The following is a 25,384-nucleotide window of genomic DNA, read 5'->3' as shown; positions in this document are numbered from 1 at the left end:
GGGGCTAAGGCAGATCAGCGCGCGATCGGCAGTGCACGTTTGCGGAAATAGTCGAGAATCCACACGCGCACGGCGCTCGATAGGCCCGCGTCGCCGCGTGTTTCGTCGATCGTGGCGACGAGACCTGCAAGCGTCCTCTTCTCCAGAGCGGCCGCCTGCTGCAACGCCTCCCAGAACGGCCCCTCCATCGAGATCGAGGTGCGGTGTCCCTTGATGGCGAACGAGCGCTTCAGCGGACGCATCAGCCGCCGCGAAGCTGTATCCTCGTCGGGCGCCGCCATTGTTATTCGCCGCGCTCGTCGCTGTCAGGTTCGCACCGGACGCCGTCGAGGCGCCGCTCCGCCAGGTCGCGCTCTGCCTCACTCGCTTTCCGCTCAGCCTTCGAGCGCCCGAACTTGGCGCGGTTCTCCTCGGCGCGCGCCTCGTCCGCGCGACGCTCCTTCGCCTTGCGGGCCTTGCGCAGGTTGATGATCTCGGCGGTCATCGGTCAGACACCCGTGAACAACATGTCTATGGCATCAATGATTCGGCGGTCCTCGCTGTCGACGTTCGCCACCCGCTTTTCGAGCTGCGTGCGCGGGATCGCGGCCATGTTCGGCGTAAGTAACACGTAGTCCTTGGACGCGATCCTGACCACCGGATAGAGGCGCGACTTGGCCATAGCCTTGCCCTTGGCCAATGGTGCCAATCCTGCCACTACCACCGACGCCGTCTCGGACGCCCGGTCGTGCTGAACGATCAGCAGCAGCGGAATTGCCGTGCGAGTCCTATCTGACGGGTTCTCGAACACATCAAACTGGCGCATCAGAAGGAGCGCCACTCGTCGCTGAGTAGGCCATGCTCTTCGACGAACTTGTTGTAAGCGCCGATGGCCTCGCGATTTTCGTCGCGCCATTTCTCGTGGAGCCGCTCGCGCAGCTCTCGCTCCAGCGCCTTTTCGAGCACGGCAGACATGTTCGTTCCCGCAGCCTTTGCCTCGGCCACGAGTTCGGCGTCGATCGAGAGATTAACGGCCTTCTTGCGGGACGACGGGCGGTTGTCCATCGTGTTTCCCCTACGCTTAATGCGCATTGTCCATGCGCATACTACTCAATGCCGGGATGCCCGTCAAAGCCGCTCGATCAGTCGGGCGCCAGCATCTTTTTCGGGTCGACGATTTCGTCGAACTCCTTGTCGGTGACGTAGCCGCCGCCCACCGCTTCGTCGCGCAGGGTGGTACCGTTCTTGTGCGCAGTCTTGGCGATCTTGGCGGCCGCATCGTAGCCGATCTTCGGCGCCAGCGCCGTTACCAGCATTAGCGACCGCTCGAGCCCCGCTTTGATGTTGTCCACGCGCGGCTCGATCCCGACCACGCAGTTGTCGGTGAACGAAACTGCCGCATCGGCCATCAGCCGCACCGACTGCAGGAAGTTGTACGCCATCACCGGATTATAGACGTTGAGCTCGAAGTGGCCCTGGCTGCCGGCGAAGGTGACGGCGGCGTTGTTGCCGAAGATCTGCACGCACACCTGGGTCAGCGCCTCGCATTGGGTCGGGTTGACCTTGCCCGGCATGATCGAGGAGCCAGGCTCGTTCTCCGGCAACGACAGCTCACCGAGACCGGAGCGCGGGCCGGAGCCAAGTAGGCGGATGTCGTTGGCGATCTTGAATAGGGCGGCCGCCATCGTGTTGATCGCGCCGTGGCTCATGACCATGGCGTCGTGCGCCGCCAATGCCTCGAACTTGTTGGGGGCGCTGGTGAACGGGAGCTGCGTGATCGCGGCGATACGCTCCGCGACTTTCTCGGCGAAACCCTTCGGCGCATTGAGGCCGGTGCCGACGGCGGTGCCACCCTGCGCCAGCTCCATCAGCGACGGCAGCGTCTGCTCGATACGCTTGATGCCGTTCTCGACCTGTTGCGTGTAGCCGCCGAACTCCTGACCCAGCGTGAGCGGGGTGGCATCCTGCGTATGCGTACGCCCGATCTTGACGATGTCCTTCCACGCCTGCGTCTTGTCGTTCAGCGCATTGCGCAGCTTGTGCAGTGCGGGGATGAGCCGGTGCACGATCTCCTCGGCGCAGGCGATGTGCATGGCCGTCGGGTACGTGTCGTTCGACGACTGGCTCATGTTGACGTGATCGTTCGGGTGCACGGGCTTCTTCGAACCCTGCTCGCCGCCCAGCATCTCGATGGCGCGGTTGGAGATCACCTCGTTGGCATTCATGTTCGACTGGGTACCGGAGCCCGTCTGCCAGACAACGAGCGGGAAGTGGCCGTCGAGCTTGCCCTCGATCACCTCCTGCGACGCCTTGACGATGGTTTCGCCGACCTTCTTGTCGAGCCGGCCGAGCGCCATGTTGGTCTCCGCGGCTGCACGCTTGACGATTCCGAGCGCCCGCACGATCGCCAGCGGCTGCTTCTCCAAGCCGATCTTGAAGTTGCCGAGCGAGCGCTGCGCCTGGGCGCCCCAGTATTTGTCGGCGGCAACCTCGATGGGGCCGAAAGTGTCGGTCTCGGTGCGGGTCTTCTTGGAGGTCATGGGCAGGTCCATTACGCGGGTTGGTCTGGGGCGCCATAGCACAGGGCGCGACCGTCGGCAGTAGACAGTTGGCTGCGGCTGTCGAAGTGCCGCTCGCCGGGCGCAGCCCACGAGACGTGTGCTCTGCTCATCTAGGCCATTCGAAGGCTGCCTGCTGCCCGAAAGTTAACGCAGCGCGCCAAATTGATAGCGCCCCGTAGGCTCTTCTTCCAGCTGTCATCTGTATGTTAGCGGACCGTCGCTGTACTGACGTTCGGGGGCGTTATGCCAATAGAAGAATCCAACAAACACGCCTCGCGTCTCAGCGTCGATCTCAGCCACAGTTTGCGCGCCTTCGAGGCGGCGCGAAGCGGCAAGCGCAGCAAGAAGGAGTTCGCGCAGCTTAATCGCTGGTTCGAAATCGCCTTGAACAACATGGGCCGCGGCTTGTCGATGTTCGATGCGGATCAACGCCTCATCGTCTGCAATAAGCGCTATCGCGACATCTTCTCGCTGCCCGAGTCGCTGACACAACCTGGAACGCCATTCGCGGAGATCGTGCGCTACCACGTAAAGCACGAAGGTGGCCGCGACGGGCCGGAGGAGCTGGCCGGCCAACGCCGGTGGATTGCGGCGCACGTGGCCGAGATGGGGCTCGGCAAATCGTTCTCCGGCACGCGACACTTGAGGGATGGCCGGACGATTCAGGTCAGCAACCAGCCGTTGCCGGATGGTGGCTGGGTGGATCTCTTGGAGGACATCACCGAGAAGTGCCAGGCGGAAGACAAGATCTCCTGGCTCGCCCGGCACGACACTCTTACCGAGCTTGCCAACCGCTTCCATTTTCGCGAGCAGCTCAGTGCCACGCTGAGCGCGGGACCGGACGATGGATTTGCCCTGCACGCGATCGACCTCGATCGCTTCAAGGAGGTGAACGATACGTTCGGTCATCCCGTGGGGGATGCACTACTGAAGAGCGTGGCGCGTCGCCTGCGCGAGGTGCTGCGCGGTCCCGACATCGTCGCCCGCCTCGGCGGCGACGAGTTTGCCATTATCCAGCGGGGGGCAACGACGGAAGAGCAGGCGTCGCATCTCGCCAACCGCGTCATCCGCACCATCACCCAGCCGCATTATATTCTCGGCCACACCGTGGAGGTCGGCGCGAGCATCGGCATCGCGTTGGCGCCGCACAACGCTGTCGACGCCGAGGAGATCGTTAAGGAGGCCGACATCGCCCTGTACGAAGCCAAGGCGGCGGGGCGCGGCACATATCGGGTTTTCCGCGGCGGCGAGGGCGAGCATGGCAGCCTGCGACGGTCGCTGGAAATCGATCTGCGCAGCGCGCTGAGCAAGGGCGAGCTCGAGCTCTATTATCAACCGATCTACGACGCGCGCACCGAGGACGTCGCCGGGTTCGAGGCGCTGATGCGCTGGCATCACCCGACGCTTGGCCTGATCGGCCCCAGCGACTTCATTCCGATCGCCGAGGAGACCGGCTTGATCGTCGATATGGGTGCCTGGGCGCTAAGGGTCGCATGCAAGGATGCGGCCGGTTGGAGCCGCGACGTGAATGTCACGGTCAACCTGTCGCCGGTGCAATTCCAGGGTGGCGACCTGGACCGAGTGGTCGCCGATGCGCTCGCCGATGCGGGACTACCGGCGCGACGCCTCGAGTTGGAGATCACTGAAGGATTGCTGCTGCGCGACGACTTCAGCACCAACGAGACACTGCGCAGCCTGCATGACCTCGGAGTGAGCATCGCGCTCGATGATTTCGGTACGGCGTACGCTTCGCTGAGCTACCTGCGCAGCTTTCCCTTCGACAAGATCAAGATCGATCGATCGTTTGTGCGCGATGTCACCCATCCCGAGCGGCGCGACTGCGTGGCGATCATCAACGCGGTAACCGGTCTTGCGCGCCAGCTCGAGATGAAAACTGTCGTCGAGGGCGTCGAGACTGCCGAGCACCTCACCACTGCCTTGAACGCGGGTTGCGACGAGGTGCAGGGGTTCTATTTCAGCGAGGCCGTTCCGGCCGGCGAGGTCGAAGGCCTGCTGGCGAACCGCCAAGAAGCCACGGCGGCGAGCTGCTAGCCTGCGCGACCACTACCAGGCTCTATCGAGCGCGGCCTGTTGCCGGGTGACGGCCTGCCCCTCGACGCTCCCGGGGAGGGATTAAAAGGGATACTTGCAAGTCCGGGCCGGAACGCCATATACCATCCACATGGATGTTCATGGGATGGCAAGCGGATGGCGACCAACGTTCGGGAACTGCGGCCAAAATCAGGGGACCTGGAAAAGGTCACAGTCAATCTCGGCTACGTCGATCTCGGCCACATCGACCTGATGGTGCATGAGGGCTTTTACTCGAACCGCACTGACTTCATTCGCACCGCGATCCGCAACCAGCTCGAGCGCCACTCCGACGTCGTCAAGCAAAGCGTCGCGCGCAATACGCTCGATCTGGGCCTACGCCACTACACGCGCGCAGACCTCGAGGCGATCCGCGCTTCACAGCAGACACTGGCTCTGCACGTCCTCGGGCTGCTGAGCATCGCATCCGATGTCTCACCCGAACTCGCCCGCGCAACAATTTCCTCGATCACCGTTCTGGGGGCGCTCCACGCGAGCGCGGAGGTCAAGGCAGCGCTGGCGGACCGCATACGTTAGCCGGCGCAGAGTTTCCGATTGGCTCCTCTCCTCGCATTGACCGACAGAAAGGTCCGCATGAAACCGATCAATCTCCGCGACATCACCGAGGCGACGCAACTGACCCGCGGCGGCCGCTTGAACGAGGCGGTGGCGCTGATCCAGAGCGTCCTGCGCGGCGGACGCCCCAGCGGGCCTGAGACAACTGCAGCGGCCGACGCCGCGATCTTGCTGCAGCCGCTTGAGCTCACCGTTGTGGACGCAGTGATGACGAACGTGGACAAAGCGACAGCTGCCACCGCTGCGCCGGCCGCCTTGTTGGGAATCCTCGGCCGTCTCGATACGGGTCTTCCTGGTCTGCGCAGCTTGCCGAGACGAGGGACGCCGGCGTCCGCCGATGTCGCCCCGGCCGCCGGCAACTACATCGCCGGTAGCTTTACTAGCGCCGCCGGAACGCGGGCGTACAAGCTTTATGTCCCCAGCGGCGGCATCGACGGGCCGCGGCCGCTGATCGTCATGCTGCATGGGTGTACGCAATCAGCCGATGACTTTGCCGCCGGCACGCGCATGAACTTTGCCGCTGAAGAGCACGGCTGTTTCGTGGTGTATCCCGAGCAACCATTGGCGGCCAATGCGCAGCGGTGCTGGAACTGGTTCAAACCCAGCGACCAGCAGCGCGACCTGGGCGAGCCCGCTCTGATCGCCGGCATCACGCGTCAAGTCGTGAGTGACTACAATATAGATGCGCAGCGCATCTATATCGCCGGGCTGTCGGCTGGCGGTGCCGCTGCCGCAGTCATGGGCGAAGCGTATCCCGATCTCTACGCAGCGGTAGGCGTACACTCGGGGCTCGCCTGTGGGGCCGCGCGCGATCTGCCGTCCGCGTTCGCCGCCATGAACGGCAATGGTCCTGCACGCGTCGGGACGCGCGTTGCAACCCGCGTTGTCCCGACGAGTCACGCCGTACCGACCATCGTGTTCCACGGTGATCGGGACACGACCGTGCATCCACGCAACGGCGCGGAGGTCATCGCGCGCGCCGGCGGCGAAGTGCAGACGGAACCAGAGGCGCAGCCGACACTCGGCCGGTTCACGCGTTCGATCCGCCGCGATTCCACGGGCCGCAGCATCGTCGAGCTGTGGGAGATCCATGGTGCGGGACACGCGTGGTCGGGCGGCAGTGCCGCGGGATCCTTTACCGATCCATCAGGGCCAGACGCCACCCGGGAGATGCTCCGGTTCTTTCTCGAGCATGCACGGCAAAGTGCTTGAGCTAAGGGGCAAGAGGCGTCAGACCGAAGCGATGGCGCGCCATCGTGCAGGCCTCATCGCCGGGCTGACACGCGCGGCACACGTCGGGCCGCTGAGCGTAAACGCTGCAAGATGTTGCGACGCCGACCTTGCCGAGAAGCGCGCAGCAACGCTCGCCATCGCAACGCATGCCGCTCATCGTGTCGGATACGAACTCAGGCGGCAGGCGCGCGATATCTGCATCATCCTCAAGGGTGAAGCGCGGCCAATCGGCAGAATAGGAGCAGCACGCTCCGCAAGCATTGCACGGCGACGGGACGACCGAACCCATCAATCGCGCAACATCGCCAGAGCCGAGCGGCGATCCGCCGGCTTCAGCTTGAGAAAGGCGGCACGGGCCGCCTTGATATCCTTCTCCGAGCCGCTTTCGGCCGCAGCCTTGAGCGCGAGCGTCGTCGGATGATCTGGGCTGCAGATGAAGGCGAGCGCCTTGGCAAGCTTCCCCATGGCGGCACGATCGATAATGGGCTCTTCCATGCGTGCGTCGTAGCGCATCTGCGAGCCCGGCGAAAGCGGGCTGGGCGGCTCACGGTAACTCGGCCGAGGCCGTGACGGCCGCCCTGGCGGCGATATGCATGACCGCCTCCCATATCCCACACCTGAAAAAGGCATTTGAGCACCGGGCGATCTCATCCCCAAGATGCTATTGCTGGATTACTGAAGCTTGCAATGAGCACGCCCACTAGTCCGATGACCTCGAACCCGTTTCCCGAAGGACTGATCGATGGTTTCGAGCGCCACCGCCTGCCCGGCGCCGGCCTGACCATTGACGCACTCGTGGGGGGATCGGGGCCGCCATTGCTGCTGCTGCACGGCTACCCCCAGACACGGGTCATGTGGCGGGCGATCGCGCCGGCGCTGGCGCAGCAGTACACGGTCGTGGTGCCGGACCTGCGCGGCTACGGCCGCTCCGACAAACCGGTCGGCGACGCAGAGCACATGACGTATGCCAAGCGGACGATGGCGCAGGATCAGCTGGCAACCATGGGGGCGCTGGGCTTCGACCGCTTCGCCATCGCCGGGCACGACCGCGGCGCCCGCGTCGGCTATCGTCTAGCGCTCGATCATCCGCAGGTCGTAACCGCGCTCGCCCTGCTCGATATCCTGCCCACCGCCGACGTTTGGGCGCGGGCCGAAGCCGACGGCGCCATGCGCATGTACCACTGGTTCTTCCTGGCGCAGGCCCGGCCGCTGCCGGAGACGCTCATCGGCGCCGCTCCGGACTTCTTTCTGCGCACCATCGTGCGCAGTTGGGCCGGCACGGGCTTCCAGTTCGATACCGCAAGCATGGAGGACTACGTTTCCTGCTTTAGCGACCCGGCGTCGATCCACGCGAGCTGCGAGGACTATCGCGCCGGCTGGGCCGTCGATCGTGTGCACGATGAGGCCGATCGCGGCGTTCGCCGAATCGCTGCACCTCTACTCGTCGTGTGGAGCGAGGATTTCAGCGTTGCCCGCGGTGAGCCGTTGAAGACCTGGTCCGCATGGGCCGATAACGCCGAGGGGCACTCTGTCCCCGGCGGCCATTTCGTATGCGAGGAGCGGCCGGCCGACGTTCTGGCGTCGCTGCAGCGCTTCCTTGCCAGAGCGCACGGTTGATTTCAGGCCCCACCGCGTCGAGGAGCGTAGCTCCGCCATAGACGGTGCCTCGCAACACCATCGTGCGGCTGATGTGTCCTTCGCCGCGCTGCCAGAGGCGGCTCCAGCGGCGGGCGGCGCGCAAGCTCGACCGATGCTGGCGGTGGCGGAAGCGAAGGCATGGGGGTAGCGGCAGCTGCATCGGTGCATGGCCGAAGGGGAGAGACGCGGGGTAAGAGAAGGCCCGACGTCGCGCCTGATGCTCGCCGATGCGCCGGCAGATCACGCCACGCCGCGACGCGCGGCGGCGCCGGCGCGCCAGCGTAAGGGATGGTGAAGTGTTGGACTCACCCGTCTTAGGCATCCGTTGCCTCGCGATGGACGTCGCATCTTTGTAGCGCATGAAAATGTTGGCGTCGATAATTTGTCGCGCGCATGTCGTAGGCGATGTCCAACCGCGTGACCGCAACGCTGTGGTCCCGCAAAGCGGATGCTGTAGCGCGCGCGTGAGCACGACAGGCGCGTCGACCCGCGCATATCCGACACTTGCGCGAGGATGTGCAAACGGACGATGGTCGGCGCTTACGACCGGTTAAGCAGAGGCACGCGCGCGCATGGCTAAACTTCGCGTTCATAATTTTGCCGTCTCGCTTGACGGCTATGGTGCTGGCCCCACTCAAAGCCTGGCCGATCCGCTGGGTGTCGGCGGTACGACGCTGCACACATGGGCGTACGCGACGCGCTTCTTCCAGAAGATGCTCGGCAATGAAGGCGGCACGACGGGCACCGACAACGGCTTCATGGAGCGCGGGATCGAGAACGTCGGCGCGTGGATACTCGGCCGCAACATGTTCGGGCCGGTGCGCGGCCCGTGGCCCGACGACTCTTGGAAGGGCTGGTGGGGCGACAACCCGCCGTACCATACCCCCGTCTTCGTGCTGACCCACCACCCGCGCCCGTCATTCACCATGGACGGCGGCACCACCTTCCACTTCGTCGACGGCATTCACGCGGCGCTGGGCCAAGCCTTCGCCGCAGCTGATGGCAAGGATGTCCGCGTCGGCGGCGGTGCCAGCACCATCCGCCAATATCTGACGGCCGGCCTGATCGACCAGCTGCACTTCGCCGTCGCTCCAGTGATGCTCGGGTCGGGAGAGCCGCTCTTTGCCGGTCTCGACCTGCCGAAAGTCGGCTACCAGGTCGTCCATCATGTGCCGACCGACAACGTCACACACGTCGTATTGGAGAAGGCTGTATAATGGTGTTGCAACTCTATGCCCATCCGTTCTCGTCCTACTGCCAGAAGGTGCTCATCGCCCTCTACGAGAACGACACGCCGTTCGAATTCCGCATGCTGGCACCGGACGAGAAGCGGAACTTGGTCGAATTCGCCAAGCTGTCGCCCATGCGCCGCATGCCGGTTCTGGTCGACGGCGAGCGCGCCGTAGTCGAGAGCAGCGTCATCGTCGAGTACCTCGATGTGCACCATCCCGGTCGCGAGCGCTTCGTTCCTCAGGAGGCGGACGCGGCGCTCGAGGTGCGCGGCATGGATCGCATGTTCGACAACTACGTGATGACGCCGATGCAGCGGATCGTCTTCGACTTCATCCGGGCGCCGGAGGTGCGCGACCCCAAGGGCGTCGAGGAGGCCGGCGCCATGCTGGATCGCGCCTATGCCTGGCTCGACGGCGCGATAGCGACGCGCACATGGGCGGCGGGAGAAACGTTCAGCCTCGCCGACTGCGCCGCGGCACCGTCGCTCTTCTATGCCGACTGGGTGCATCCCATCCCCGAGGGTCTCGCAAACCTGAGGGCCTATCGCGCGCGCTTGCTCGCGCGGCCGTCGTACGCGCGGGCCGTGGATGACGCGCGTCCCTATAGAGAGATGTTTCCGCCCGGTGCCCCGGACCGCGATTGAAAAAAGCGCAACGAAAGGGTTGCTCAATAGCAAAGCCGGTTGTATGGATGTGCGCAACCAGGAGGTTGCGTATGAGCGATCACATCGAAAAGACCATCGATCTCAAGGCGCCGGTGTCACGCGTGTGGAAGGCCCTCACCGACTATCGCGAGTTCGGCGCGTGGTTTCGCGTCAAGCTCGAAGGTCCGTTCGTGGCGGGCAAGGCTTCGGGCGGTCAGATCACTTATCCAGGCTACGAGCACGTGCGCATGCAGGTCGTCGTGCAGAAAATCGAGCCGGAACGCCTGTTCTCGTTCACCTGGCACCCGTACGCGGTCGAGCCCGACGTCGACTATTCCAAGGAGACGCCGACGCTGGTCGAGTTTACCCTCGAGCCGACGCCTACCGGCACGCTGCTGCGCGTGGTCGAAAGCGGATTCGACAAAATTCCCAAGCACCGCCGCGACGAAGCCTTCCGGATGAATGAGGGCGGCTGGGAGGAGCAGATGAGGAACATTGCACGCCATGTCCGAAAAGCGGCCTAGCAGCCTCGCCGCGCTCAAGACGCGTGCCACAGTGTTCGCCGCACTCGGCGACGAGACAAGGCTCACGGTCCTTTCGAAGCTGCTCAGTGGTGATCCGCAATCGATCTCGCGGCTCACCGAGGGGACGCACCTGACGCGTCAGGCGGTGTCGAAGCACTTGCGCGTCCTGGAGGATGCCGGCGTCGTGCGCAGCGCGCGCTCCGGGCGGGAAACGCTTTTCGAGTTGGAGGCGCGGTCCATCGACGATGCGCGCGCCTATCTCGATCGCATCGCGCGCCAGTGGGACGATGCCCTCGCGCGCCTCAAAACATTTGTCGAAAAGTCGTAGCGACCTCGAATAGATGCTGGTTGTCACTAAAAACGCCGAGGGGTGGCAACCCGTCGGCGCAACGCTATATTGACCTCAGCCAACCCCAGGCGAGGGAGTAGCCAGCATGATCAATCTCACCGTCAACGGCACGAAAGTTTCCGTGCCTGTCGAGGGCGATATGCCCCTGTTGTGGGTGATCCGCGACGTTCTCGGCATGACCGGCACGAAGTTTGGATGCGGCATCGGCCAGTGCGGTGCCTGCACCGTGCATGTGGACGGCGAGCCGCGCCGTTCCTGCCTGACACCGGTCTCTAACGTCGCCGACAGCGCCATCACGACCATTGAAGGCATCGGCGCAACCAAGAGCGGCAAGGCCGTGCAGGATGCATGGCTCGGACTGGAGGTCGTGCAGTGCGGCTACTGTCAGTCGGGACAGATCATGACGGCGGCGGCGATCATCGACATGATTCCCGAACCGACCGACACCGACATCGACCAGGGCATGTCGGGCAACATCTGCCGCTGCGGCACCTACGTGCGGATTCGCGAGGCCGTTAAGCAGGCGGCCAAGGCCGCCGCGAGCAAGTAGGGGGCGACGCCATGATATTGAAGGACTGGAAGCCCGAAACCGCTTCCCTTTCGCGCCGCCGCTTCCTGCAAGCGAGCGCTGCCGTTGGCGGAGGCATGCTGATCGGCTGGGTCGACGTCGCGGGCGCCGAGCCGGGCAGTGCGCCCGCCGCCGAGTTCTCCCCGAACGCCTTCATCAGGATCGGCCTCGACGGCAAGGTGACGGTCATCTCGCCGTCCATCGAGATGGGGCAGGGAACGTACACGGCGCTTCCGATGCTCGTTGCCGAGGAGCTTGATGCCGACATGGCGCAGGTCACCTACGGCATCGCGCCGCCGAGCGACAAGCTATACGGCAATCCGGCGGTTGGAGGCGCGCAGCTCACGGGCGGCTCGAACTCTGTGCGCGGCTTCTACAAGCCGCTGCGCGAGGCGGGAGCGGCCGCGCGGCAGATGCTGGTTGCGGCCGCGTCGGAGAAGCTGGGCGTCGATGCCACCGAGCTGACGACCGAGAAGGGCGAGGTCATCCACGCCAAGAGCGGACAGCGCATCGGCTATGGCGCGCTGGCCGACGCGGCGTCGAAGCTGCCTGTGCCCGACAAGGTCGTGCTCAAGGAGCCGAGCCAGTTCCGTATCATCGGCACACCTGTGAAGCGTCTCGACGCATCCGGCAAGGTCGACGGCACGGCCAAGTTCGGCATCGATGCGCAAGTGCCGGGCATGAAGGTCGCCACCGTTGCCGCCTCGCCGGTGTTCGGCGGGACTCTCGCTTCGGTCGATGAGGCGGCGGCTTTGGCGGTGCCGGGTGTGCGCCAGGTGATCAAGATCGACGACGCGGTCGCGGTGGTTGCCGATCACTATTGGGCGGCGCGCAAGGGTCTCGAAGCCGCCGCACCGAAGTTCAACGCCGGTCCGAATGCCTCGGTGACCACGGCGGATGTCGTTGCGGCGCTGGCCAAGGCTTCCGAGCGCGATGGCGCCGTCGGCAAGTCGGTCGGCGACGCCGCCGGCGAGCTAGGCAAGGCGGCGCAGCGACTGGAGAGCGTTTACGAGAATCCGTTCCTCGCCCATGCGGCCATGGAGCCAATCAACTGCACTGTGCACGTGACGCCCGAAGGTTGCGACATCTGGGTCGGCACGCAGGTCCCGGCCAACGCGCAGCTCGCCGCGTCGACCGCGCTCGGCATCGAGCGCGACAAGGTGCGCATCCACAATCACCTGCTGGGCGGCGGTTTCGGGCGCCGGCTGGAGTTCGACTTCATCGTCCAGGCGGTGCTCTTCGCCAAGCAGTCGAAGGACCCGATCAAGATCGTGTGGAGCCGCGAGGAGGACATCCAGCACGACATGTACCGGCCGTACTACTACGACCGCATCAGCGCCGGGCTCGACCCCAAGGGCGAGCTCATCGCCTGGAAGCACCGCATCGTCGGCTCGTCGATCATGGCGCGCTTCTTCCCGGCGGCGTTCCAGAACGACCTCGATTCCGATGCGGTCGACGGCGCGATCGAGCTGCCCTACGACATCCCGAACGTTTTCGTCGACTACGTGCGCGAGGAGCCACCCGGTATTCCCACCGCGTTCTGGCGCGGCGTCGGGCCAACCCGTAACTGCTTCGTCGTCGAGAGCTTCATCGACGAGCTGGCCGCGGCGGCAAAAAAAGATCCTGTCGAGTTCCGTCGCCAGCTGACGGCCAAACACCCCCGCGCGCGGCACGTCGTGGAGCGGGCAGCAGAGCTGTCGGGCTGGGGCACGCCGCTCGGCGAACGTAAGGGCCGCGGCATGGCGCTCTTGTTCGCCTTCGGCACCTATCTCGCCGAGGTCGCGGAAGTGAGCGTCAACGATAGCGGCGAAGTTCACGTGGATCGCGTCGTCTCCGTCGTCGACTGCGGTCAGGTCGTCAATCCCGATACCGTCAAAGCGCAGCTGCAGAGCGGCATCATTTTCGGTATCAGCGCGGCGCTGTGGGGCGAGATCACCTTGAAGAACGGCCGCGTCGAGCAGTCGAACTTCGACAACTATCGCGTGCTGCGCATCGACGAGGCGCCGAAGATCGAGGTTGAGATCGTCAACAACGGCGAAGCTCCCGGCGGCATTGGCGAGCCGGGAACCTCGGCGGTGATACCGGCAGTCGCGAACGCGGTGTTCGCGGCGACCGGCGTGCGCGTGCGCAAGCTGCCGCTCAAGGCGGATCTGCTACGCGCGACCTAAGCTAGGCGACGCGATGTGCGCCGCCCAGCTCGTTAGTGGCGCGGCTGCTACTTGGTGCCCGGCTGATCCTTCATGGCTTTTTCGGAAAGGCTGCCGCTGTCCGGCTTCGCGGTCGGCGTCGATGTGCTGCCACCCATCGTGCCCGGCTGGTCCTGCATAGCCTTGGTCGTCAGGTTGCCGTCCGACGCCTTCGCAGTCGGCGTAGAGGTGCTGCCGCCCATCGTGCCGGGCTGATCGTCCATCGCTTTCGTGGTCAGGCTGCTGTCTTCGGCGGCGAAGGCGAGTGATGCCGTCGCGGCGAGCGCGATTGCGCCAATGATGATCTTGTTCATGGCAATTTCTCCGTGCGGGGTTGCTTCCACGCAGAGAGTTACGGCGCCTCGCTAGCGTTGGTTACGCGCGAAATTTTGCCGGGTTGACGTAACAAATCCGCGGTCGCCGCCTACTCAAACCTGTTAACCGTGCGCACCCTATCATCCGGTCCACGCAGCGTCGGACACGAGCTGCTGCAGACGCGGATCCTCGATCTGAAAGAACCCCGTTTCGATCCGCTGCGTCACCTCGGGTCGCATGAGGAACGCGCCGATGGTGTCCGCCGCCTCGCGATGATTCTCCAAATAGGCGGAATGAAAGTATGTGCGACACGTCTCGCGCAGCACGCGCCCGCGCAGTGCCGCCATGTGGATGACGGCGCATGGGTCGTCGGCCGCATCCCACACAGCGAGGGTGCGCTGCAGATCGCCGTGGGCGGTGACGACGAGCGTCAGGACGTCACTGACGTCGAAGGCGAGCCGCCAGCCGACGGGCCATAGGACGAGGTCGGTACGCCCGAGGCTCGAACGCATGTACTCATCGAAAAAGCGATCGATGACGTCGCGCTCGCGATCCGGCCACTTGGTGCGCCAATGGGCGTAGCCTAGCCGGCGCAGACAAATGTCGATCCCGCCGTTGTCGGGCGGATCGTCAATCGCGAGCAGTTCGAGATAGCGCGGCAGGAAATAGCGCATCTCGCGCGCCACCGGCCCATCGTCCCAGCCATGCGCCGAGTTCGTATATTCGGCGAGCAGGTTGGAGGGGATGTCGCGCAGCGGCGTATTCAGCAAGCCGCGCTCGTTCTCCTCCGTCATGCAGCAATTGCAGTGGCAGACGCTGAGCGAATGGCGCACGCGATAGTCGCCGAAGACCTCATAAGCCTCCTCGATGACGGCGTGCAGCTGTGGTCGCATGGACAAAAATCCGGCGTAAGCCCATCCTCAGTACGACCTGAACGCATAGCACGCGGCCGGCCGATGCAACGTCTCCTGCGGTACATCACGTGGCTGTTCGCCGGAGTAAGCGCGGCGGCGCCGGTCGCTGGCGCCGGTGGCGCGCCGCCCCCCTACGCCCGCGCGTTCGACTTGGCATTCGTGCCGGGCTGGAAAGCGCAAGTCGGCGAGGACACGGTGGGTTTCCGCGTCTTCGAGGCGGGCCAGTTACGCCTGCCGAGCGGCAAGGTCATTGCCTGCGATCCGTTTGTGAATATGGATCGCCCCGCGTTCACGGTGTCGGTGCCGGCCGGGAAGTATCCGGTGCGGCTGGCGCTGGTCGAGGGCGGCAACGACGCTCGGCGCGTAGCGCTCGCGCGGCTCGCGATTTCCTCCGCGCTGGTAGTGCGCTGGGAGATGGCGCTCGTCGCCGGGCAAGACGCAGCGACCCTGAAGGTGGACGAGATCTTCGGCTATCCGGTGGATGCCGGCACCGGTAGCTTCCTCGATGCCGAGACGGGTGCTGCCGCGTCGCCGAAGATGATGGCGGACGAGGACATCGCCCAGGGCTGGATCACGCAGGGCGATAAGCTCACCGCTGGTCCCGGCACGCCGACGTTTCACCTCGATGTCGATATGGGGCCGGGCAACATCGTCATGTTCACCAGCGGCTGGGGCGACGGGTTCTATGCCTCTTGGTTCGGTTACGACGCGCAGGGCCGCGTAGCAGCGCTCGTCACCGATTTTGGGGTCGTCGATTGGGGGAAGGCAAAGTGGTAGGTGAGCTCTCATTGGGGTGCGCCAGCTGAGCAATCTCGGCCTCGGCGCCTCCATTAAACTGGCCGCAACCACTGCATCCACTAAATGGCGCCGCAGCGAGCGAGGCGCCCATGACCACAATGACTGGAACCATTGCGCGAACCGATGTTCCGACGGGCTTGCCGTACGACGAGCTGTCGCAACGCTTCGAGAGCACATTGGGGACTTGGCATCCGGCGACGGCGCAGGGATTTGTCGAGCGCCGCGCGCCGTGGCCGGACGTGGAGGCGGAGGCCGCGAAGATTGCCGGCAGCTTCGGGCTGATGATCATTGCGGCGATCAACCAGGGACAGCTCACGTCGCTATCCGGGTATCCGAAAAAGTGCCGCCTCTATCTCGTCGGTAACCCCGTCATCGCGACGCGGATTCTAGACATCGATCCGCTGGGGGCTCTGTACGTGCCGTTCCGCGTCGCGATCTACGCAGGTGATGGCAGCGGTGCGCGGATTTCATTCGATAGACCGGGCTCGTCTCTCGCAACGCTCGGCAACGCGACGATCGACGCGATCGGCCGTCAGCTCGACGACAAGATCGACGCGGTCGTGCAGGCAATCTGCGGCCGGGAAAGCGTTTAGAAAGACTACTTCTTGCGGAAGGCGTCGAGCCGCACGATCTGTGCGCCGCCATTGTCCTGCTTGGGCTTGTCGTCGCCTGCATCGTTGGCTTTGGCTGCTACGGGCTGCAGCGGCGTCGGCGCAGGTGCAGGCGCTTGCGGCTTGAGCTGTACAGGTGGCGCCGCGGGCGTCGCCCCGGCGGCCGGCTGCGGGCCGGGCGTTGGCGTCGCCGCGGCAGGCTCGCTCTTCTTGCGCGGAACGCGCGGTTTCTTCGGCGCGGTGGAGCGCAAATTGGTGCGACCGCCGTTGGCTCGCTCATTCGTACGGGCGCCGAAGCGTTGGCCCACGCTATCGCCCAACTCTGGCTCGGCGTTCGGATCTTCGAATTGCATGCCGTAGCGCACGGATGGATCGAAGAACACGCGGATGGCAGCGAACGGAACGACGAGGCGCTCGGGGATGCCGTCGAACGTCAGCTTCACCTCGAACCCGGAATCCGAAACGGACAGATCCCAGAAGCGGTGCTGGAGGACGATGGTCATTTCGGACGGATACTTGTCCTTCAAGCGCTTGGAGAGGACGACGCCAGAGGCGCCCGTATCGAACGAAATATAGAAATGGTGCTCCCCCGGCAGGCCCGTCTTGGCCGCCTGGACAAGGACAGTGCGCACGACGCCGCGCAGGGCGTCCTGGGCTAAGGCCTCGTAGTCGATCGTCGGCTCGGCCGCCATCGGTCTCGCTTATTGGTCCCCGGTCGTCCCTCTAGCACCCCGTCGGTGGCTCGAGAGAATAATTGGAGGGCTTCTGTTGCCCGGTGCCCTCCGGACCGCGCCTTACCCGGCTAAGGGTAAGGGCTTCAAGTTCAGGCTAATCGCACTGCATTACGCAGCGAGAGCAGCCTCAGCATAGTTGTCATTGGCAACTATTCTGAATGGCCCGATGACGGCGGAACCATGCCGAGCGAAAGCTAAGCCCTTTACACCTTCGTCGATCCTAGTTCGCCCCCATCAGATGCCCGCGCCGAGCTGTGCGCTACACGGGCATGTGGTGGAGGCGCCGGGTACTGCCCCCGGGTCCGATCGGCTTATTACGACCGCGTTTATCGCCATAGCCGGACGAATCCGGCCCGCTCAATATAGAGGCAGATGCGGCGGAAAAAAAGCCTGCTCCTCCCGGGACATGTGCAGGCCTCCCGCAACGCACTCCGCACCAAGCATTCGGTAAGCATGCCCGAGCCTGTCGCACACGGCTTTGCGGCGCGGCATGAACGACCAGATGCGTGTCGCCGCGGTCGTGCTATAGCGCAAGCATGGGAGTGCCGCGCGCTTGACTGCGGGGCCGGAAGTGGGAGCCGAAACTGACAGTTCCAGCGATAGAAGCCAGCGCGGGCGAGGCAACTCCAGCTTACGTCCCGCGCACTGGCTGGCCCGCGTGGGCGGTGCTTCCGGGGGCCGTGGTGATGGGGCTCCTCTCCATCGCCATCAGCATTGGTGCCTCACTGGCTGTGGTGTTCCTCAGCGGCCAGGCCGAGACCGGCTTGGAGACGGCTTTGATGTCGCCTCTACCTCTCGCGGTCGGACTCCTTGCGGGTCAAATTCCGCTGATCCTGCTCACTTGGGGAGCTGCCGGATTTTACTCATCCAATCGCTCCGAGATGCTCGCGCTGCGACCACCTCGCGGGGGATGGAAAGTGGCCTTCCTCGCTCTGATCCCGCTATTCGTTGTCACCGGCGCGTGGACGGCGCTGGTGGCCACGTGGAAACCAGAGGTCGTGGTGGGCGACCTGCGCCTTATCGGCGATTTGATCCAGAAGGAGCCGGTTCTGGCGCTGCTCGCAATTGGCATCGGCGCCCCCCTGTCGGAGGAGCTGTTGTTTCGCGGTTTCCTCTTCTCCGGGTTGGCCAAATCGCGGCTGGGTCTATGGGGCGCGGCCGGCATAACCTCTGCGCTGTGGACAGTCATTCACGGCTATTCAGTCTTCGGGCTCATAGAGGTGCTGGCGATCGGCCTCTATTTCTCGTGGCTGCTGGTGCGCACGGGGAGCGTGTGGGTGACGATTTTCTGCCACGCCGTCTACAACACGGCGATCGGTGTGGCGCTGTATTTCATCACGCTGCCGCCGGTACCGGTGCCGCCGACTTAGAGGGTCGGCGGAATCGCCCTATATTCAGACCATGCAGCAGTATCTCGATCTGATGCGCCGCGTGCGCGATGAAGGTGTCCGGAAGACGGATCGCACCGGCACCGGGACGCTGTCCGTTTTCGGCCACCAGATGCGCTTCGACCTCGCCGACGGCTTTCCGCTGGTGACGACCAAGAAGCTGCACCTGAAGTCGATCGTCCACGAACTGATTTGGTTCCTCGCCGGCGAGACCAGCACTGCCTACTTGAAGGCAAATGGCGTCACCATCTGGGACGAGTGGGCGGACGAGGACGGCAACCTCGGTCCGGTCTACGGCAAGCAGTGGCGGTCGTGGGCGACACCCGACGGCCGGTCCATAGACCAGATCACCGAGGTCATCGAGACGCTCAAGACCAATCCCGACAGCCGCCGCATGATCGTGTCGGCCTGGAACCCGGCCGACATTCCCGACATGGCGCTGGCGCCGTGCCATTGCCTGTTCCAGTTCTACGTCGCCGATGGCCGTCTCTCCTGCCAGCTCTATCAGCGCTCGGCTGACGTGTTCATCGGCGTACCGTTCAACATCGCCTCCTACGCCTTACTGACGCTGATGATGGCGCAGGTGACGGGCCTCAAACCCGGGGAATTCGTGCACACCTTCGGCGACGCGCACCTCTATCTCAATCACCTGGACCAGGCCGATGAGCAGCTGCTCCGCAAGCCGCGGGCGCTGCCGCGCATGGAAATCAATCCGGCCGTCACGTCGATCTTCAAGTTCAAGTACGACGACTTCAAGCTGGTCGGCTACGATCCCCACCCGCACATCGCCGCGCCCATCGCGGTCTAGGCAGCGCGCATGATCATCTCCCTCGTCGTGGCGGTTGCCGACAACGGCGTCATCGGCCGCGACGGAACGCTGCCGTGGCATATCTCGTCCGATCTCAAGACGTTCCGTCGCCTCACCATGGGCAAGCCGCTGATCATGGGGCGGCGCACGTTCCAGTCGCTGAAGAAGCCGCTCGACGGGCGCGACAACATCGTCGTGTCCCGCAGCGCCGGCTACAAGCCAGACGGCGCCATCATCGCCAGCGACTTCGACACCGCGCTCGCCATCGCGCGTGATTGTGCGAATAAACGTGGTGTCGACGAGATCGCCGTCATTGGCGGCACATCGGTGTTCGCCGCAGCGCTGCCCATCGCCGACCGTATCTACAAGACGGAGGTCCACGGCAGCCCCCCAGGCGACGCGCACTTTCCGACAATCGATTGGGGTGAATGGCAGGAGGCGGCGCGCGAGGCGCTGCCGCGCGGCCCGAACGACGATTTCTCGGCAACATTGATCGAGCTGCGACGCCGCTGATCGGTCAGCAAGGTAAAGGTTTGCCGGTACTTCGGCTCGCCGCCGCTTGAAGGTGCGACCCAGCCACCAAATCTAACGAGCGTGTTTGCGCTGCAGGGACAGCCTGTCCTATAAGCGAGACGCCAACCTTCCCGCCGAGAATAAGGGATGGGACCTGGCGGCCGAACCCTGCGGCCGCAGAGATGGCGCTACCCCCTAAAGGATTGAAGGACCTCTATAATGCCCTGGAATAATCAGAGTGGCGGCGGCGGCTGGAAAAGCGGCGGCGGCAACGGCGGAGGTCCGTGGGGGCAGGGGCCGAGCGGCGGTGGACAGCCGCCGGATCTGGAGGAAATGCTGAAGCGCGGTCAGGACAAGGTGAAACAGGTCATGCACGGCGGCGGCATCCCCGGCCCTCTCCTGTTCCTCGTCGCCGTCATCGCCTGCGCGGTGATCGCGTGGCAGGCGTTCACCTTCCGCGTCAATCCGGATGAGCTCGGCGTCGTCATGCGCTTCGGCAAGTTCGTCGAGAAGTATCCGCCTGGCCTCCACTTCCGCCTGCCCTATCCGATAGACGAGGTCCGGCTACCGAAGGTCACGCGCCAGAACATCATTGAGGTGGGCGTGCGCTCGACCGCCGGCCGCCTCAATGCCGGCGTGCGCGACGAGCGCGCCGAGAGCCTGATGCTCACGGGCGACGAGAACATCGTCGACATCGACTTCGTCGTCTTCTGGCGGATCCAGGACGCCGAGAAGTACCTCTTCAACATTCAGAACCCGGACACCACCGTGAAGGAAGTGGCCGAGAGCGCCATGCGCGAGGTCGTCGGCCAGTCCAACATCCAGCCGATCCTGACGCAGGAGCGACAGAAGACCGAGGAAGCCGTGCAGGCATTGATGCAGAGGACGCTCGACAGCTACGGCGCCGGTATTCAGGTCGACCAGGTGCAGCTGCAGAAGGTCGACCCTCCGGGTGAGGTCATCGATGCGTTCCGCGACGTTCAGGCCGCCCGCGCCGACAAGGAGCGTCTGCAGAACGAGGCCTATGCCTACTTCAACAAGGTCGTGCCGGAGGCGCGCGGCCAGGCCGATCGCATTCTACAAGGTGCAGAAGGCTACAAGCAGCAGGTCGTGAACGACGCCACCGGTCAGACGTCGCGCTTTCTGCAGGTCTACGATCAGTACAAGAACGCTCCAGAGGTCACACGCCGTCGCATGTTCCTAGAGACAATGGAAAAGGTGCTTGGCGGCACCGACAAGATCATCCTCGACAGCAAGGGCGGTTCTGGCGTCGTGCCGTATCTGCCGCTCGATAGGCTGCAACCCCGAGCGCCGGCCGCGACCACCGAGGAGGGCAACTGATCATGCGCGCGTTCCTCGCACTGCTCATCATCTGCGTCGGCCTCGCCGCCATCGCGATCTACGCCTCGGCCTTCATCGTGCATCAGAACGAGCAGGCGCTCGTGCTCCGCTTCGGCGAGCCCAAGCGCGTCGTCAACACGCCAGGCCTCAACTGGAAGGTTCCGCTGGTCGATAGCGTCGAGATCTACGACAAGCGCATCCTGGATCTCGACAGCCAGCCGCAGGAGGTGACTGCCTCCGACCAGAAGCGTCTCGTGGTCGACAGCTTCGCGCGCTATCGGATCGTCGATCCGCTGAAGTTCTACCAGACGCTGCGATATGAAGAGGGCGTGCGCTCGCGCCTCGGGCCGATCATAGATTCCGCCATGCGCCGTGTGCTGGGCGCCGCTACCTTCCAGGACGTCGTGCGCGACAAGCGCGAGGACCTGATGAAGCGCATCGCCAAGCAGGTGAACAAGGAAGGCAACGACTTCGGCCTGGAAGTCGTCGATGTTCGCATAAAGCGCGCCGACTTGCCTGAGCAGAACTCCAAGAGCGTCTTCGACCGCATGCGCGCCGAGCGTCAGCGCGAGGCCGCCGAGTTCCGTGCCCAGGGCACCGCCGAGGCCAACCGGATCAAAGCAACCGCCGACCGCGAGGCAACCGTCATCCGCGCTGAGGCCACCCGTAAGGGCGAGGAGCTACGCGGCGCCGGCGACGGCGAGCGCAACCGCATTTACGCCGAGGCCTACACCAAGGATCAGGAATTCTTCGAGTTCTACCGTTCGATGCAGGCCTATGAGAATGGCCTCAAGTCGGAGGACACGCGGCTGCTGATCTCGCCCGACAGCGACTTCTTCAAATACTTCACTGATCCGCACGGAAAGGCACCGGCAACGCCGGCGCCGCAACCGCCGCGGCAATGAGCGATCTCGTCGTCGGTCTAGGCCTCGTCCTGGTGATCGAGGGTCTCCTGTGGGCCCTCGTTCCCAATCTTGCCGCACGGCTCCTCGAAGCCGCCGCTTCCGTGCCGCAAAGCAGCCTGCGGATCGCCGGCTGGAGCTCGGTGCTGGTGGGGCTCGGCCTCGTCTGGCTGATACGCGGTTGAAGCGTTTCCCCGCCGCGTTGACAGGCGCCGCGGCTTGCCATCCACTTGCCGCGACCGCCCAGTATCAACTCGCGGGCAGAGACGACGCGTGCGGGTGTGGGCCGGCGATGCCCGGCAGGAGAAGAGATCCATGCAAGTGACGGAGGCGCGCGGTCGGGCGCTCGGAACGCTGATGCTTGCTGCGCTGTGCGCCAGCATCGGCGGCGCGCTGCCAAGCTTCGCCCAGACGCGCGGCCCTCAATCAGTGGCCCCTGTCGCAGAAGGGCTGATCGAGGCTGTCGTCAACATCTCGACCAGCCAGGCGATCAAGGGGCCGCAGGGGTTGCCGCTGCCGAGCGTGCCCAAGGGCTCGCCCTACCACGAGTATTTCGACGAGTTCTTCGACAACAAGAACGGTCGCTCCGCCCCCGACCGCATGGTCTCCTCGCTCGGCTCCGGCTTCATCGTCGACGGCAAGGAGGGCATCATCGTCACCAACAACCACGTGATCGATGGGGCTGAGGAGATTCAGATCAATCTGCACGACGGCTCGAAGCTCAAGGCCGAGCTGCTCGGCAAGGACACCAAGACCGACATCGCCATTCTCAAGGTCACGCCCAAGACGCCGCTCAAGGCGGTCAGGTTCGGCTCGTCCGCGGCGATCCGGGTCGGTGACTGGGTGATGGCGATCGGCAACCCGTTCGGCCTCGGCGGCAGCGTGACTCTCGGCATCATCTCGGCCAAGGCGCGCAACATCAATTCCGGTCCCTACGACGACTACCTGCAGACCGACGCCTCGATCAACAAGGGTAACTCCGGCGGCCCGCTGTTCAACATGGATGGCGAAGTGGTCGGCGTGAACACCGCGATCATCTCGCCAACCGGTGGCTCGATCGGCATCGGCTTTGCCGTACCCGCCGACACGGTCGCGCCCGTCGTGCAGCAGCTGCGCCAGTATCACGAGGTGCGGCGCGGCTGGCTCGGCGTGAAGATCCAGTCGGTTTCCGAGGAGATAGCCACCGCGCTGGGCATCCCCGAGAGCAGCGGCGCGCTCGTCGCGGCAATAACGCCCGACGGTCCTGCGGCCAAGGGCGGCGTCAACGCGGGCGACGTCATCATGCGCTTCGATGGCGAGGACGTGAACAGCATGCGCAGCCTGCCGCGGCTCGTCGCGCGCGCCCCCATCGACAAGACGGTACCGGTCGAGGTGCTGCGTAAGGGTGAGCGCAAGACGCTGCAGGTGACGGTCGGCCGTTTGACGGACGACGAGGAGAAGACGCTCGGGGGCGACGACAAGCCTGCCCCCGGCGGAGCTGAGGTGCTGGGACTCAAGCTCTCCCCCCTTACCGAGGCGCTGCGCAGCAAGTATGGCCTCGATGCCGGCGTCAAAGGCGCAATCGTTGACGGGGTCGACCCGAAAAGCCCGGCTGCCGCCAGCATCAAGCCAGGTGACGTCATCGTGCAGGCGGCAAACGAGCCGGTTGCCGGTCCGCAGGACGTTGCGCGTCGCATCGATGCGATCAAGAAGAGCAGCCGTAAGTCGATGATGCTCGAGGTGGAGGACGCCAAGGGCGGCCACCGGTTCGTCTCGGTCCCAGTGGAATAGGCGCCGCGGGCGCTGCACCCGATTGAAGCTTGAAGGAGCTGCACGTGTCGAACCGTCACGGCATCATCGATACCATCATCGACAGTCTCGCGCCGGTGAACCGCGACGGCCACAAGTTCATCGCCATCGCCGCCGGCTTGGCGCTGATCTTCTTTCTCGTCTGGCCGCCGCTCGCGTGGGTGTGCGTGGTCGCGGCACTCTACATTGCCTACTTCTTCCGCGATCCCGACCGCGTCACGCCGCAGCGCGAGGGGCTGATCATCGCCCCGGCCGACGGTCGCATCGCCGCCATCGAGACCGTGCAGCCGCCGACCGAGATGGGATTGGGCTCGGAGCAGCGGGTGCGCATCTCCACCTTCCTCAGCGTACTCGACGTCCACATCACCCGGGCACCCGTGTCGGGCCGTATCGTCCGCTCGATATACGTTCCCGGGTCATTTCTTAACGCTGCCGACGATAAGGCCAGCGACGAGAACGAGCGTCGCGTCATGATCATCCAGAAAACCGACGGTACGGAGATCGGCGTGGTGCAGATTGCTGGCCTGGTGGCCCGCCGCATCGTGCCGTTCCTGCACGAAGGTGATAGTGTCGGCGTCGGCGAGCGGCTGGGTCTCATCCGCTTCGGCTCGCGTGTCGATGTCTACCTGCCGGTGGGCAAGCACGCGCTCGTCTCCGTCGGGCAGACGGCGACGGCGGGCGAGACGGTGCTGGCGGATCTGCAGTCGGCAGAGCCGGAGCGTGTGGCGCGGCGGAGCTGACAATGGTCAAGGTGCGGCACTGGCGCATCGGGTATCGCGAGAAGAAAGGTTTTGGCATGGATCCGATCCTGCCCAGACTGGAACGCGAGACGCGCCGCAGGCGACGGTCGCCCATGTTCCATCATCAGCGCGTGCCGGTCCGCATGCTGGTACCGAACTTCTTCACGCTGCTCGGGCTTTGCGCCGGGCTGACCTCCATCCGCATGTCGATCGAAGGCCGCTACGAGCTGGCGCTGGCGGCCATTGTATTCGCGGCGATGCTGGATGGCATTGACGGACGCGTGGCGCGCCTCCTCAAGGCCTCGTCACGCTTCGGAGCCGAGCTCGACAGCCTCGCCGACTTCGTGAATTTCGGCGTGGCGCCGGCCTTCCTGATCTTTACATGGGGGCTTGGCGACTTGAAGAGCCTCGGCTGGATCTGCGTGATGATCTTCGCGCTCGCTTCGGCGTTGCGCCTCGCACGCTTCAACGTGGCGCTCGATGACGACAAGCCAAAATGGCAGACCGCCTATTTCAGCGGTATGCCAACCCCCGCGGCGGCGATCGTCGTGCTGCTGCCCGTCTACATCGAGCACGTCGGCTTCGGCGCGATACGTTCGACGCCGCTGATGCTGGATCTCGTGCTGATCTACACGCTGGCCATCGCCTTCCTGATGGTGTCGACGATCCCGACGTTCTCAGGCAAGTTGCTGGGCGAGCGCATCTCGCGCGAGTACGTGCTGCCGATGTTCATGTTCGCGATCGGTTTCGTGGCGCTGCTCGTCACCTATCCGTTCGGCACGCTGACAGGCGCCTGCCTCGTCTACCTCGCGACCATCCCGATCAGCTGGCGGCGCTATTCGCAGATGCTAGCGGCGACCCCGGTCCCGGCGCCCGCCGAGGAGAATCCGTCAGCGCCGCGCCGCGTCGTCGCTATCCGCGGGAATGAGCCGCCGCGCTGACGAGGTGGTG

31 protein-coding genes and 1 other RNA gene are annotated in these 25,384 nt (G+C 64.6%); 21 read left to right on the top strand and 11 right to left on the bottom strand.

Features of this window, described 5'->3' with window-relative positions; genetic code table 11:
• Nucleotides 1-14: 14 nt before the first annotated feature.
• The 5 genes from GIW81_RS07930 to fumC form a co-directional block, all read right to left on the bottom strand.
• A complete protein-coding gene (locus tag GIW81_RS07930) occupies nt 15-281 on the bottom strand; it encodes a ribbon-helix-helix domain-containing protein (protein WP_229309114.1) in 267 nt (88 codons plus the stop codon).
• Between the two features lie 2 nt (nt 282-283).
• Entirely contained in the window at nt 284-484 is a 201-nt protein-coding gene (locus GIW81_RS07925; protein WP_154738710.1) for a DUF4169 family protein, read from the bottom strand.
• A 3-nt stretch (nt 485-487) separates the two neighbouring features.
• On the bottom strand, nt 488-805 hold the full coding sequence (locus GIW81_RS07920; protein WP_195930456.1) for a CcdB family protein: 318 nt from the start codon (nt 803-805) through the stop codon (nt 488-490).
• On the bottom strand, nt 805-1,044 hold the full coding sequence (locus GIW81_RS07915; RefSeq protein ID WP_154738708.1) for a type II toxin-antitoxin system CcdA family antitoxin: 240 nt from the start codon (nt 1,042-1,044) through the stop codon (nt 805-807). Before GIW81_RS07915 ends, GIW81_RS07920 begins: the two co-directional genes overlap by 1 nt.
• A gap of 77 nt (nt 1,045-1,121) precedes the next feature.
• Nucleotides 1,122-2,519: a class II fumarate hydratase gene (gene fumC, locus GIW81_RS07910; RefSeq protein WP_154738707.1), complete on the bottom strand. Its 1,398-nt coding sequence runs from the start codon at nt 2,517-2,519 to the stop codon at nt 1,122-1,124.
• Nucleotides 2,520-2,783: 264 nt separating this feature from the next.
• On the opposite strand from fumC, the gene GIW81_RS07905 reads away from it, so the two are divergent.
• The 3 genes from GIW81_RS07905 to GIW81_RS07895 all read left to right on the top strand — a co-directional run bounded on the left by GIW81_RS07905 (nt 2,784) and on the right by GIW81_RS07895 (nt 6,419).
• Nucleotides 2,784-4,592 carry a putative bifunctional diguanylate cyclase/phosphodiesterase gene (locus GIW81_RS07905; RefSeq protein ID WP_154738706.1) on the top strand — a complete coding sequence of 603 codons (1,809 nt, stop codon included), beginning with the start codon at nt 2,784-2,786 and terminating at the stop codon, nt 4,590-4,592.
• 156 nt (nt 4,593-4,748) lie between these two features.
• The gene (locus GIW81_RS07900; RefSeq protein ID WP_154738705.1) at nt 4,749-5,168 is read left to right on the top strand and encodes a CopG family transcriptional regulator; all 420 of its coding nucleotides are present in this window, start codon (nt 4,749-4,751) and stop codon (nt 5,166-5,168) included.
• A 57-nt stretch (nt 5,169-5,225) separates the two neighbouring features.
• Nucleotides 5,226-6,419 carry an extracellular catalytic domain type 1 short-chain-length polyhydroxyalkanoate depolymerase gene (locus GIW81_RS07895; protein WP_154738704.1) on the top strand — a complete coding sequence of 398 codons (1,194 nt, stop codon included), beginning with the start codon at nt 5,226-5,228 and terminating at the stop codon, nt 6,417-6,419.
• Between the two features lies 1 nt (nt 6,420).
• Here GIW81_RS07895 and GIW81_RS07890 read toward each other — a convergent pair whose 3' ends face one another.
• Together GIW81_RS07890 and GIW81_RS07885 are read right to left on the bottom strand one after the other, a co-directional pair.
• Entirely contained in the window at nt 6,421-6,729 is a 309-nt protein-coding gene (locus tag GIW81_RS07890; protein ID WP_154738703.1) for a YkgJ family cysteine cluster protein, read from the bottom strand.
• The gene (locus tag GIW81_RS07885; RefSeq protein ID WP_154739577.1) at nt 6,729-6,935 is read right to left on the bottom strand and encodes a hypothetical protein; all 207 of its coding nucleotides are present in this window, start codon (nt 6,933-6,935) and stop codon (nt 6,729-6,731) included. The genes GIW81_RS07890 and GIW81_RS07885 overlap by 1 nt, the downstream gene beginning before the upstream one ends.
• Nucleotides 6,936-7,127: 192 nt before the next feature.
• Here GIW81_RS07885 and GIW81_RS07880 point away from each other — a divergent pair, with 192 nt between their 5' ends.
• From GIW81_RS07880 to GIW81_RS07850, 7 genes are all read left to right on the top strand, one after another.
• A complete protein-coding gene (locus GIW81_RS07880) occupies nt 7,128-8,057 on the top strand; it encodes an alpha/beta fold hydrolase (RefSeq protein WP_229309113.1) in 930 nt (309 codons plus the stop codon).
• 593 nt (nt 8,058-8,650) lie between these two features.
• Nucleotides 8,651-9,295 (top strand): dihydrofolate reductase family protein, encoded by a 645-nt coding sequence (locus tag GIW81_RS07875; RefSeq protein ID WP_154738702.1) that lies wholly within the window; start codon nt 8,651-8,653, stop codon nt 9,293-9,295.
• Entirely contained in the window at nt 9,295-9,954 is a 660-nt protein-coding gene (locus tag GIW81_RS07870; protein ID WP_195930454.1) for a glutathione S-transferase family protein, read from the top strand. The genes GIW81_RS07875 and GIW81_RS07870 overlap by 1 nt, the downstream gene beginning before the upstream one ends.
• A 71-nt stretch (nt 9,955-10,025) precedes the next feature.
• Nucleotides 10,026-10,478, top strand: coding sequence for an SRPBCC family protein (locus tag GIW81_RS07865; RefSeq protein ID WP_154738701.1), 453 nt, complete (start codon nt 10,026-10,028; stop codon nt 10,476-10,478).
• Nucleotides 10,459-10,806: an ArsR/SmtB family transcription factor gene (locus GIW81_RS07860; RefSeq protein WP_154738700.1), complete on the top strand. Its 348-nt coding sequence runs from the start codon at nt 10,459-10,461 to the stop codon at nt 10,804-10,806. Before GIW81_RS07865 ends, GIW81_RS07860 begins: the two co-directional genes overlap by 20 nt.
• Before the next feature lie 106 nt (nt 10,807-10,912).
• Nucleotides 10,913-11,377 (top strand): (2Fe-2S)-binding protein, encoded by a 465-nt coding sequence (locus GIW81_RS07855; protein ID WP_154738699.1) that lies wholly within the window; start codon nt 10,913-10,915, stop codon nt 11,375-11,377.
• 11 nt (nt 11,378-11,388) lie between these two features.
• Nucleotides 11,389-13,563, top strand: coding sequence for a xanthine dehydrogenase family protein molybdopterin-binding subunit (locus GIW81_RS07850; RefSeq protein ID WP_154738698.1), 2,175 nt, complete (start codon nt 11,389-11,391; stop codon nt 13,561-13,563).
• Between the two features lie 47 nt (nt 13,564-13,610).
• On the opposite strand, the gene GIW81_RS07845 is transcribed toward GIW81_RS07850, so the two are convergent.
• A complete protein-coding gene (locus GIW81_RS07845) occupies nt 13,611-13,895 on the bottom strand; it encodes a hypothetical protein (RefSeq protein ID WP_154738697.1) in 285 nt (94 codons plus the stop codon).
• A gap of 141 nt (nt 13,896-14,036) precedes the next feature.
• On the bottom strand, nt 14,037-14,789 hold the full coding sequence (locus GIW81_RS07840) for a hypothetical protein (protein WP_195930453.1): 753 nt from the start codon (nt 14,787-14,789) through the stop codon (nt 14,037-14,039).
• A 63-nt stretch (nt 14,790-14,852) separates the two neighbouring features.
• Between GIW81_RS07840 and GIW81_RS07835 the strand changes: the two genes are divergently transcribed.
• On the top strand, nt 14,853-15,587 hold the full coding sequence (locus GIW81_RS07835; RefSeq protein WP_195930452.1) for a DUF4241 domain-containing protein: 735 nt from the start codon (nt 14,853-14,855) through the stop codon (nt 15,585-15,587).
• 110 nt (nt 15,588-15,697) lie between these two features.
• Nucleotides 15,698-16,201, top strand: a complete 504-nt coding sequence (locus GIW81_RS07830) for a DUF302 domain-containing protein (protein ID WP_154738694.1) — start codon at nt 15,698-15,700, stop codon at nt 16,199-16,201.
• Nucleotides 16,202-16,206: 5 nt separating this feature from the next.
• On the opposite strand, the gene GIW81_RS07825 is transcribed toward GIW81_RS07830, so the two are convergent.
• Nucleotides 16,207-16,911: an SspB family protein gene (locus GIW81_RS07825; protein ID WP_154738693.1), complete on the bottom strand. Its 705-nt coding sequence runs from the start codon at nt 16,909-16,911 to the stop codon at nt 16,207-16,209.
• Between the two features lie 61 nt (nt 16,912-16,972).
• Nucleotides 16,973-17,345, bottom strand: a transfer-messenger RNA (tmRNA) gene (gene ssrA / locus GIW81_RS07820).
• Between the two features lie 294 nt (nt 17,346-17,639).
• On the opposite strand from ssrA, the gene GIW81_RS07815 reads away from it, so the two are divergent.
• The 9 genes from GIW81_RS07815 (at nt 17,640) to pssA (ending at nt 25,374) form a co-directional block, all read left to right on the top strand.
• On the top strand, nt 17,640-18,323 hold the full coding sequence (locus GIW81_RS07815) for a CPBP family intramembrane glutamic endopeptidase (RefSeq protein ID WP_154738692.1): 684 nt from the start codon (nt 17,640-17,642) through the stop codon (nt 18,321-18,323).
• Nucleotides 18,324-18,354: 31 nt separating this feature from the next.
• Nucleotides 18,355-19,149, top strand: a complete 795-nt coding sequence (locus GIW81_RS07810) for a thymidylate synthase (protein WP_154738691.1) — start codon at nt 18,355-18,357, stop codon at nt 19,147-19,149.
• A 9-nt stretch (nt 19,150-19,158) separates the two neighbouring features.
• On the top strand, nt 19,159-19,662 hold the full coding sequence (locus tag GIW81_RS07805; RefSeq protein WP_154738690.1) for a dihydrofolate reductase: 504 nt from the start codon (nt 19,159-19,161) through the stop codon (nt 19,660-19,662).
• 219 nt (nt 19,663-19,881) lie between these two features.
• On the top strand, nt 19,882-21,003 hold the full coding sequence (gene hflK, locus GIW81_RS07800) for an FtsH protease activity modulator HflK (protein WP_154738689.1): 1,122 nt from the start codon (nt 19,882-19,884) through the stop codon (nt 21,001-21,003).
• Between the two features lie 2 nt (nt 21,004-21,005).
• The gene (gene hflC, locus GIW81_RS07795; RefSeq protein ID WP_154738688.1) at nt 21,006-21,908 is read left to right on the top strand and encodes a protease modulator HflC; all 903 of its coding nucleotides are present in this window, start codon (nt 21,006-21,008) and stop codon (nt 21,906-21,908) included.
• The gene (locus GIW81_RS07790; RefSeq protein WP_154738687.1) at nt 21,905-22,090 is read left to right on the top strand and encodes a DUF2065 domain-containing protein; all 186 of its coding nucleotides are present in this window, start codon (nt 21,905-21,907) and stop codon (nt 22,088-22,090) included. The genes hflC and GIW81_RS07790 overlap by 4 nt, the downstream gene beginning before the upstream one ends.
• 130 nt (nt 22,091-22,220) lie before the next feature.
• On the top strand, nt 22,221-23,675 hold the full coding sequence (locus GIW81_RS07785; protein WP_154738686.1) for a Do family serine endopeptidase: 1,455 nt from the start codon (nt 22,221-22,223) through the stop codon (nt 23,673-23,675).
• A gap of 44 nt (nt 23,676-23,719) precedes the next feature.
• On the top strand, nt 23,720-24,433 hold the full coding sequence (locus tag GIW81_RS07780) for a phosphatidylserine decarboxylase (protein WP_324614932.1): 714 nt from the start codon (nt 23,720-23,722) through the stop codon (nt 24,431-24,433).
• A gap of 56 nt (nt 24,434-24,489) precedes the next feature.
• On the top strand, nt 24,490-25,374 hold the full coding sequence (gene pssA, locus GIW81_RS07775; RefSeq protein WP_154739574.1) for a CDP-diacylglycerol--serine O-phosphatidyltransferase: 885 nt from the start codon (nt 24,490-24,492) through the stop codon (nt 25,372-25,374).
• Nucleotides 25,375-25,384 lie beyond the last annotated feature (10 nt).

It is taken from the genome of Hyphomicrobium album, from assembly GCF_009708035.1.
Lineage (GTDB): Bacteria > Pseudomonadota > Alphaproteobacteria > Rhizobiales > Hyphomicrobiaceae > Hyphomicrobium_A > Hyphomicrobium_A album.
The sequence above is the reverse complement of the archived record's forward strand: the minus strand, read 5'-3'. Positions and strand labels throughout refer to the sequence as shown.